The sequence below is a fragment of the Streptomyces sp. CBMA156 genome (genome assembly GCF_014596515.1).
Taxonomy (GTDB): Bacteria; Actinomycetota; Actinomycetes; order Streptomycetales; family Streptomycetaceae; genus Kitasatospora.
The window spans coordinates 1-8,698 of the sequence record NZ_MSJQ01000242.1 but is presented as its reverse complement, the minus strand read 5'-3'; the positions used below and the strand labels follow the sequence as shown (position 1 = coordinate 8,698).

Here is an 8,698-nt window from a genome sequence, read left to right as displayed (position 1 = left end):
CTCGCCCGAGCCCGACGAGGCCGACCCGGCCGCCGCCGAGCCGCCCGCGATGCGCTGGCCGCTGTGGGTGCTGGCCGTGCCGACCATGGGCTTCGGCATCGCCGGCCTGCGCTCGGACTGGCTGCCCGCGCTGCTGGACGGCGGCCCGCTGCGGCCCTCCGGGGTCACCGCCGTCACCGGGACCGGGCTCGCCGTGGTCGGCGTGCTCGCCGCGTACGGCGCCTGGCGCTCGGCGACCGCCCGGCTGGACACCGGCAGTCCGGCCCCGGCCGGAGGCTGGGGGAGGGTGCCGGGGCAGGGCGGAGCCCCGGCCGCCGAGGTGATCGTCGCCGACCCCGGGCGCACCCTGCTCGGGCCGCTGTTCGGCCCGGCCCGGCACGGCTTCGGCGTCGACCGGCTGTACCACGCGCTGTTCGTCCGGCCGGTGGGCGCCGCCGCCAAGCTGGTCCGCTTCCTCGACCGCGAGGTCGTCGAGGCCTACGTGCGCGGCAGCGGGGTGGGCGCCAACCTGCTCGGCCGGGCCGTCCGGCTCGCGCAGACCGGGAACGCGCAGACGTACCTCAGCGCCCTGCTGGCCGCGGTCGTCCTGCTCGCCGTCCTGGTGGCGGTGTAACCGGTGCCGCTGTCCTCCACCTCCGTCCCCTCGACCGCTGCTGGGAGCCCCCGATGAACGCAGTCCTCATCGCCCTCCTGGTGCTGCCGCTGTTCGGCGCCGCACTGACCCTGGTACCGGTGTTCGGGCCGGACCGGGCCCTGGCCGACCGGCGGGCACTGCGGCTGAACACCGTCGTCACCGGCGTGGTGTTCCTGCTCACCGTCGCCCTCGCGGCCGGCTTCGACCACGACGAGCCCGCCCGGATGCAGGCCACCACCGACGTGTCCTGGATCCCGGCCCTGCACGTGCGCCTCCACCTCGGGGTGGACGGCGTCTCGCTGCCGCTGATCGTGCTGACCGGCCTGCTCACCTTCCTCTGCGCGCTGTACTCCGAGAAGCGGCTGCCGAACGGGGAGACCCGGAGCGGAGTCCCCGACGGGCGGGGCCCCTCGGCGCAGGCCTTCGTCGGGCTGTTCCTCCTGCTCGAAGTCGGCATGCTCGCGACCTTCGCGGTGCTGGACCTCCTGCTCTTCTTCCTGGCCTTCGAGATCGTGCTGATCCCGATGTACTTCCTGATCGCCCGCTGGGGGAGCGGCGCCAAGGTCCCGGCCGCCAACCGGTTCATCCTCTACACGCTGCTCGGCTCCGCCGTGATGCTGCTCGGCTTCCTGCTGATCGGCAGCAAGGCCGGCACCTTCGACATGCAGGCCCTGGCCGCCGCGCACGGCGGCGGGCTGAGCCACACCACCCAGGTGATCGCCGCGCTGGCGATCCTGGTCGGGCTCGCGGTCAAGGCCCCCGCCTGGCCGCTGCACAGCTGGCTGCCCGACGCGCACACCGCCGCCCCGACGGTGGGCTCGGTGCTGCTCGCCGGCGTGCTGCTGAAGATGGGCACCTACGGCCTGGTCCGCGTCCTCCTCCCGGTCGTGCCGGACGGCGCCACCACGCTGGCCCCGTACCTGGGCGCCTTCGCGGCCGTCGGCATCGTCTACGGCTCACTGGCCTGCCTGGCGCTGGCCCGCCCCGGGGCCAAGGGCGACCTCAAGCGCCTGATCGCGTACTCCTCCGTCGGCCACATGGGCTTCGTGCTGCTCGGCATCGCCTCCCTCACTCCGGTGGGCGTCAACGGCGCGCTGTTCGCCAACATCGCCCACGGTCTGATCACCGGTCTGCTGTTCTTCGTGGTCGGCGCGCTCAAGGACCGCTACGGCACGGCCGACCTCGACACCCTGTCCGGCGCCACCGGCGGCGCGCTGTACGGCCGGGCCCCGCGGCTGGGCGTGCTGCTCGCCTTCGCCGCCGTCGCCAGCCTCGGCCTGCCCGGCCTGGCCGGCTTCTGGGGCGAGCTGCTCGCCATGTTCGGCGCGTTCGACCCGGCCGACGGCCTGTCGCGCCCCGCGTTCGTCACCTACATGGTCCTGGCCGGTCTCGGCACCCTCCTCACCGCCGCGTACCTGCTGATCGTGGTCAAGCGCGTCTGCATGGGTGACCCCGGGCAGCCCGCGCCGGTGGCCGAACTCGCCGACCTGCGCCCGTACGAGGCCGTCAGCTGGATGCCGCTGGCCGCGCTCACCCTGCTCGCCGGCCTCTGGCCCGCGCTGCTGCTCGGCCTCTCCGACCCCGCCGTCAAGCACCTCCTCGGGGGTGGCTGACCGTGCTCGCAGCCCAGACCGCCGCACTCGGACCTCACTCCACGGGGCAGCACACTGTGACCTCCCTCGCCGTAGCCAACCCGGGCAGCCTGATCCAGTCCGTGGACTGGGTGGCGATCGCGCCCCCGCTGATCGCCGCCGTGGCCGCCCTCGCGGTGCTGCTCACGGACCTGTTCCTGCCCGAGCGGCACAAGAAGTGGCTCGGCCGCCTCACCGCGGCCGGACTCGCCCTCGCCCTCATCGCGCTCCTTCCCCTCACCGGCTCGTCACCCCGGGCGACCTTCTGCGTGCAGAACGTAGCAGGGGGGTCTGACACTCCAGGGGTCACCGGCTCCGCCGTGGGCGGCTGCTCGTACGTCGCCGACCACTTCGCCCTGGTGTTCCAGCTGCTCGCCCTCGGCGGCGCGCTGATCGCGGCGCTGCTGTCGATGCACACCGTGGAGAGCGAGCGGCTGCCGCGCGGCGAGTACTGGTTCCTGCTGCTCTCCAGCGCCACCGGCGCCGCGCTGCTGCCCGCCTCCCGCGACCTCGCCACCATGGTGATCGCCCTGGAGGTCGCCTCGCTGCCCGCGTTCGCCCTGGTCGCGCTGCGCCGGGACGGCCGGGGCGCGGAGGCCGCGTTCAAGTTCTTCGTCTCCTCCGTCACCGCGACCGCCGTGATGCTGCTCGGCGTCGGCTTCGTCTACGCGGCGAGCGGCAGCCTGCACCTCGCGGCCGTCGCCCAGGGCCTGGAGCACGCCCCCGGGCAGCTCAGGCCACTGGCCGAGGCGGGAGCGGTGCTGACCCTGGTCGGCTTCGCCTTCAAGGTCGCCGCCGTCCCGTTCCACTTCTGGGTGCCCGACACCTACACCGGCGCCCCGCTGCCGGTGGCCGGCTACCTCTCGGTGGTCGGCAAGGCGGCCGGCCTGTCCGGCCTCGCGCTCGCCACCACCATCGCCTTCCGCCCGTACGCCCACACCTGGGGCCTGGTGCTCGCCGTCCTGGCGGCCGTCACCATGACCGCCGGCAACGTCGGCGCGCTGCGGCAGCGCTTCGACACCCGGTACAGCGCGGTGCGGCTGCTGGCCTGGTCCTCGGTCGGCCAGGCCGGGTACCTGCTGGTGCCGCTCGCCGCGGCCGGCTACGCCCCCGGCGGGGTGGATCCGCTCGGCGCCACCGCCGCGTACGCACTGATCTACGGCGTGGTGAACCTCGGCGCCTTCGGGGTGGTCGCCGCCGTCGGCCGCCGGGCCGGGACCAGCGTGGACGACTTCCGCGGCCTGTTCGCCCGCAACCGCTGGACGGCGCTGGCGCTCGCCTTCTTCCTGCTCTGCCTGGCCGGCCTGCCCCCGGGTGTGATCGGCCTGTTCGGCAAGGTCGTGGTGTTCCGCGCCGCGGTCGACGCCGGGCTGGGCTGGCTCGCCGTGGTGATGGCCGTCAACGTGGTCGTCGCCCTCTTCTACTACCTGCGGTGGACGGCCCGGCTGTTCGCCCCGGCCACGGGTGACGAAGCCCTCCCGGAGGGCGCCGCCGGACACCGGCTGCCGGTGAGCCTCACCGCCACGCTGGGGCTCACCGCCTCCGCCGCGGTGGTCCTCTCGGTGGCACCGCAGCTGGTCCTCCAGGTCGCGGGCGGCTCGCTGTTCTGAGCGGGTGCCGGGCGGTGCCGGGGGTGCGGTCCGGCGCCGCCGCGACGGTGTCGCGTCGGTCACAAGGGAACAAGGCCGTTGGCCCCACCCGTTGACCGGGCACGAGGGACGAGGCAGAAAGGGCTTCCCCACCGCACCATTGGAGGGCCTGACGTGCACAGCCGGCACAACGGACTGAGGACCGCAGTGCTGCTCGGAGGCCTCTCGGCACTGATCCTGGTGATCGGCAGCCTCTTCGGTCGGACCGGCTTCGTGATCGCCCTGCTGGTCGCCCTCGGGACCAACGCCTACGCCTACTGGAACAGCGACAGGATCGCGCTGCGGGCCATGCGGGCCCGGCCGGTCAGCGAGTTCGAGGCGCCCGGGCTGTACCGGATCGTCCGGGAGCTCTCCACCTCCGCCCGCCAGCCGATGCCCCGCCTCTACATCTCGCCGACCCCCGCCCCGAACGCCTTCGCCACCGGCCGCAACCCGCGCAACGCGGCGGTCTGCTGCACCGAGGGCATCCTGCGGATCCTGGACGAACGCGAGCTGCGGGGCGTGCTCGGGCACGAGCTGAGCCACGTCTACAACCGGGACATCCTGATCTCCTCGGTGGCCGGGGCGCTCGCCTCGGTGGTGATGTTCCTGGTGAACTTCGCCTGGCTGATCCCGTTCGGGCGCAGCGACGACGACGACGGCCCGGGGCTGTTCGGGATGCTCGCCATCATGATCCTCGGCCCGCTCGCGGCCGGGCTGATCCAGCTGGCGGTCAGCCGCTCCCGGGAGTACCAGGCCGACGCCGACGGCGCCCGGATCACCGGCGACCCGCTCGCCCTCGCGAGCGCCCTGCGCAAGCTCGACGCCGGCACCCGCCGGCTGCCGCTGCCGCCCGAGCCGCAGCTCCAGACCGCCAGCCACATGATGATCGCCAGCCCGTTCCGCCCCGGCGAGACCGGCGCCCGGCTCTTCTCCACCCACCCGCCGATGGCCGAGCGGATCGCCCGGCTGGAGCGGATGGCGGGCGGCCGGATGTAGCGGCCGCCGGGCCGGAGCGGGCTGCCGCGGGCACCCGCGCCTGGGCGTCAGCCCGTCGGCTCCTCGTACGCCAGCCGCAGGCGGTGGATGCCCTCGGCGACCTGGGCGGGGCTCTCGGCGGCGGCGTAGCTGAGCCGGAGGTGGGGGGCCGGGGGCTCGGCGGGGTGGTAGGGGCGGCCGGGGGAGACCTGGACGCCCGCGCGCAGGGCGGCCGCGGCGAGGGCGGTGTCGTCGGCGCCGTCGGGGAAGCGCAGCCACAGGTGGTAGCCGCCGGGGCGGTGCGGGCCGAGGACGCCGGGCAGCTCGCGGTGCAGGGCGGCGACGGCGGCGGTGCGGCGGTCGCGCAGTTCGGCGCCGAGGGTGCGCAGATGGCGGGCCCAGGCCGGGTCGGCGACCAGTTCGAGGGTGGCCTCCTGGAGCGGCCGGGGCACGAAGAAGCTGTCCACCACCTGGGTGGCCCGCAGCCGGGCCAGGGCCGGACCGCGCGCGGTGAGGGCGCCGACCCGCAGGTTGGGGGAGGCCGCCTTGGTCAGCGAGCGCAGGTGCACCACGACGCCGTCCCGGTCGTCGGCGGCGAGCGGACGCGGCAGGGCGGGGGCGTCCGCGTGGACCAGCAGCCGGGCGAAGTCGTCCTCGACCACGAAGGCCCCGGCCGCCCGGGCGATCCGCAGCACCTCGCTCCGCCGTTCGGGTGACAGCACCGCGCCGGTGGGGTTCTGGAACAGCGGCTGGCAGAGGAAGACCCGGGCCCGGGTGGCCGCGAAGGCGTCCGCCAGCAGGTCGGTGCGCACGCCGTCGGCGTCGACCGGGACCGGGACGGGCCGCAGCCCGGCCGCCCGGACGACCGCCAGGATGCCCGCGTACGTCGGCGACTCGACGAGCACCGGCGAGCCGGGCGCGGCGAGCGCCCGCATGGCGACGGTCAGCCCGTTCTGCCCGCCGGAGGTGATCAGGACGTCCCCGGCGCCGACCGGCCCGCCGTGGCCCCCGATGTCGCGGGCGAACCAGCCGCGCAGCTCGGTGAGGCCGTCGGTGGGCGGGCGGTCCCAGGCGCCCGGGCGGCGGCCGGCCCTGGCGAGGGCGGCGGCGAGCAGCCGCTCGGGCAGCAGCGAGGCGTGCGGGTAGCCGCTGTTGAGGTCGATGACGTCGGGCGGGGGCACCCGGAGGGTGGCGAACACCGGGGCGGCGAGCAGGTCGCGCGGGCCGGAGTCGGCGCTGAGCGCGATCTCCTGCCAGGAGAGGTCGCCGGTACGGCCGGTCGGCGCGGCGGAGACGGCCGGGGCCGCGGCGAAGGCCGCCGCCCGGAACACCCCGGCGCCCGGCCTGGAGACCACCAGCCCCTCGGCCACGAGCACCGCGATGGCCCGGGAGACCGTCACCGGGCTGACCTGGTGCCGCTCCGTCAGCGCCCGGCTGGCGGGCAGCTTTCGTCCCTCCGGGTAGCGCTCGACGTCCCGCCGCAGGATGTCGGCGAGTTCGGCCACACTGCTACGCTCGTTCATGACGGCACAAGATAGCGCTACTCGCCAGCTGGCGGTAGCACCTCGGCAGGCCACCGCTTCCGGCACCGTCCACGCGGCCCTCGGAGTGGCCTCCTTCTCGCTCACCTTCCCCGCCACCGCGTGGTCCCTGACCGGCTTCGGCCCGTGGTCCGCGACCGGTCTGCGTGGCGCCCTCGCCGGTCTGCTGGCCGTGCTGTACCTGGCGGCGGTCCGCGCCCCGCTGCCGCGGCGGCGGCACTGGCCCGGACTGCTGGTGGTCTCCGGCGGCTGCGTCCTCGGCTTCCCGCTGCTGACCACGCTCGCCCTGCGCACCTCCTCGACGGCCCACTCGGCGGTGGTCATCGGCATGCTGCCGCTGGCCACGGCGGCGGTCGCGGCGCTGCGCACCGGCCGGCGGCCGTCCGGGGCGTTCTGGGCGGCGTCGATCGCCGGGGCCGCGGCGGTCCTCGCCTTCACGCTGGTGCAGAGCCACGGCCGCCCGACCGTCGCTGACCTCTACCTGTTCGTGGCGCTGCTGGTCTGCGCCGCCGGGTACGCCGAGGGAGGGCGGCTCTCCGAGGACCTGCCGGGGGCCCAGGTGATCGCCTGGGCGGTGGTGGCCGCGCTGCCCGTGACGCTGCTGACCGCGGTGCTCGGACTGGGCGCCGAGCCGGTGCGGCTCGGGGCGAAGGCGCTGGCCGGGCTGGCGTACACGGCGGCGGTCTCGCAGCTCGGCGGGCTCGTGCTCTGGTACCGGGGGCTGGCCGCGATCGGGGTGCCGAGGGCGAGCCAGCTCCAGCTCGCGCAGCCGCTGCTGACGCTGGTCTGGTCGGTGCTGCTGCTCGGCGAGCACCTGCCGGCGGCGGCGCCGGTCACCGCGGTGGTGGTGCTGGTCTGCATCGCGGTGACCCAGCGGGCCAGGGCCTGACCGGGCGGGCCGGGTCCTGACCGGGCGGGCCGGGAGCCGGCCGGGGGGCCGACCCGGCCCGGAGGCACGGCGGGGGCTGCGCCGTACGCCCGCGAACCCCTGCGCGGACCGGTTCGGCGCCGCCCCGCGCTCGTTAGGATGAACCCGCGCCCGGCGGTCCGGGCGCGGCATCCGGAGGGAGTGGGCCGTCATGGCAGACGAGAGGCACGCCCCGGTGGCCGGGGAGGCGCCGGCCCGGCGACGCGGCCAGGGCGAGCTGGAGGCGCAGGTGCTGGCGCTGCTCCAGCGGGCGCCCGGCCCGGTCGCCGCCGGGTGGGTCCAGGAACGCCTGGCGGGCGACCTGGCGTACACCACGGTGATGACCATCCTGTCCCGGCTGCACGCCAAGAACGCCGTGACCCGGACCCGCTCCGGCCGTTCCTACCTGTGGCAGGCCTCCTCGGACGCCGCCGGGCTGGCCGCGCTGCGGATGCGCCGGATGCTCGACGGGGAGGCGGACCGGGACGCCGTCCTGGCCAGTTTCGTCAGCGCGCTGCTGCCGCACGACGAGGAACTGCTCCGGGCGCTGCTCGACGCCGCGTCCGCCGATCCGGCAGCGACCGACCGTGAGAGCTGACCCGTGGGCTTCTTCGTCTTCCTTCCGCTCGTCCTGCCGCTCACCGCGGTCCCGATCGCGCGCCTGACCGAGCAGCACCTGCATCCGCGCGGTGCGACCCGGCTGATGACCGTGATCAGCGCGGTGCTGGCGGTGTGCAGCGTGCTCTGCCTCGGGCTGATCGGGGTGGTGGGCACCGCGCAGATCCCCGGCAACCCGCTGCCGGACAGCTGGTCCGACCCGGAGGTGCGGGCCGCGCTGCCGTACCACGAGACCGTCGGCACGGCCGCGATGTGGCTGCTGGCCCTGGTGGGCTTCGCCTGCACCCGGACGGTCGTCCGGCACCTGCGGGTACGGGCCAGGGCCCGCCGGGCGCTGACCGGGCTGCCCGCGGGGCCCGGGGAGTCCGGCGACCTCGCGGTGCTGCCGGACCGCAGCCCGTACGCCTACGCGCTGCCCGGCTCGCCCGGCCGGGTGGTGGTCTCCACCGGGATGCTGGCGGGCCTCGCCGCCGACGAGCGCGAGGCGCTGCTCGCGCACGAACGGGCGCACCTGCGCCACCGGCACCACCGGTACCTGCTGAGCACCCAGCTCGCCGCCTGCGTCAACCCGTTCCTGCGGCCGTTGCAGCACGCGGTGGCGTACAGCGCGGAGCGGTGGGCGGACGAGGACTCGGCGCAGGCCGTGGGGGACCGCCGGATCACCGCGCGGGCGGTGGCCAGGGCGGCCCTGGTCTCGCACGCCGCCCCGGCCCCCGGTTTCGCGGCCTTCGCCGCCCCGGCCGCGACGGCCGGCCCGGTGC

7 protein-coding genes and 1 pseudogene are annotated in these 8,698 nt (G+C 75.7%); 7 read left to right on the top strand and 1 reads right to left on the bottom strand.

The features are described from left to right. The 4 genes and pseudogenes from BU198_RS20030 to htpX all read left to right on the top strand — a co-directional run. A pseudogene (locus tag BU198_RS20030) lies at nucleotides 1-613 on the top strand (NADH-quinone oxidoreductase subunit L); the annotation flags it as partial. Between the two features lie 53 nt (nucleotides 614-666). Beyond that, nucleotides 667-2,247: a NuoM family protein gene (locus tag BU198_RS20025; RefSeq protein ID WP_188298238.1), complete on the top strand. Its 1,581-nt coding sequence runs from the start codon at nucleotides 667-669 to the stop codon at nucleotides 2,245-2,247. Nucleotides 2,248-2,303: 56 nt separating this feature from the next. Further along, nucleotides 2,304-3,875, top strand: a complete 1,572-nt coding sequence (locus BU198_RS20020) for an NADH-quinone oxidoreductase subunit N (RefSeq protein ID WP_188298237.1) — start codon at nucleotides 2,304-2,306, stop codon at nucleotides 3,873-3,875. 153 nt (nucleotides 3,876-4,028) lie between these two features. Beyond that, nucleotides 4,029-4,892: a zinc metalloprotease HtpX gene (htpX, locus tag BU198_RS20015; protein WP_188298236.1), complete on the top strand. Its 864-nt coding sequence runs from the start codon at nucleotides 4,029-4,031 to the stop codon at nucleotides 4,890-4,892. A 47-nt stretch (nucleotides 4,893-4,939) separates the two neighbouring features. Here htpX and BU198_RS20010 read toward each other — a convergent pair whose 3' ends face one another. After that, complete coding sequence (locus tag BU198_RS20010; RefSeq protein ID WP_188298235.1) at nucleotides 4,940-6,394, bottom strand: PLP-dependent aminotransferase family protein; 1,455 nt, start codon at nucleotides 6,392-6,394, stop codon at nucleotides 4,940-4,942. On the opposite strand from BU198_RS20010, the gene BU198_RS20005 reads away from it, so the two are divergent. The 3 genes from BU198_RS20005 to BU198_RS19995 all read left to right on the top strand — a co-directional run. Then, nucleotides 6,393-7,301, top strand: coding sequence for a DMT family transporter (locus BU198_RS20005; protein ID WP_188298234.1), 909 nt, complete (start codon nucleotides 6,393-6,395; stop codon nucleotides 7,299-7,301). The two genes, BU198_RS20010 and BU198_RS20005, sit on opposite strands and share 2 nt — an antisense overlap. Before the next feature lie 190 nt (nucleotides 7,302-7,491). Further along, a complete protein-coding gene (locus BU198_RS20000) occupies nucleotides 7,492-7,917 on the top strand; it encodes a BlaI/MecI/CopY family transcriptional regulator (protein WP_188298233.1) in 426 nt (141 codons plus the stop codon). Between the two features lie 3 nt (nucleotides 7,918-7,920). Next, on the top strand, nucleotides 7,921-8,698 hold a 778-nt coding region (locus BU198_RS19995), incomplete at its 3' end, for a M48 family metalloprotease (protein ID WP_188298232.1).

Coding starts and splice junctions, on each gene's coding strand:
- BU198_RS20025 (WP_188298238.1), top strand. CDS start 667: ATGAACGCAGTCCTCATCGCCCTCCTGGTGCTGCCGCTGTTCGGCGCC.
- BU198_RS20005 (WP_188298234.1), top strand. CDS start 6,393: ATGACGGCACAAGATAGCGCTACTCGCCAGCTGGCGGTAGCACCTCGG.
- BU198_RS20010 (WP_188298235.1), bottom strand. CDS start 6,394: ATGAACGAGCGTAGCAGTGTGGCCGAACTCGCCGACATCCTGCGGCGG.
- BU198_RS20000 (WP_188298233.1), top strand. CDS start 7,492: ATGGCAGACGAGAGGCACGCCCCGGTGGCCGGGGAGGCGCCGGCCCGG.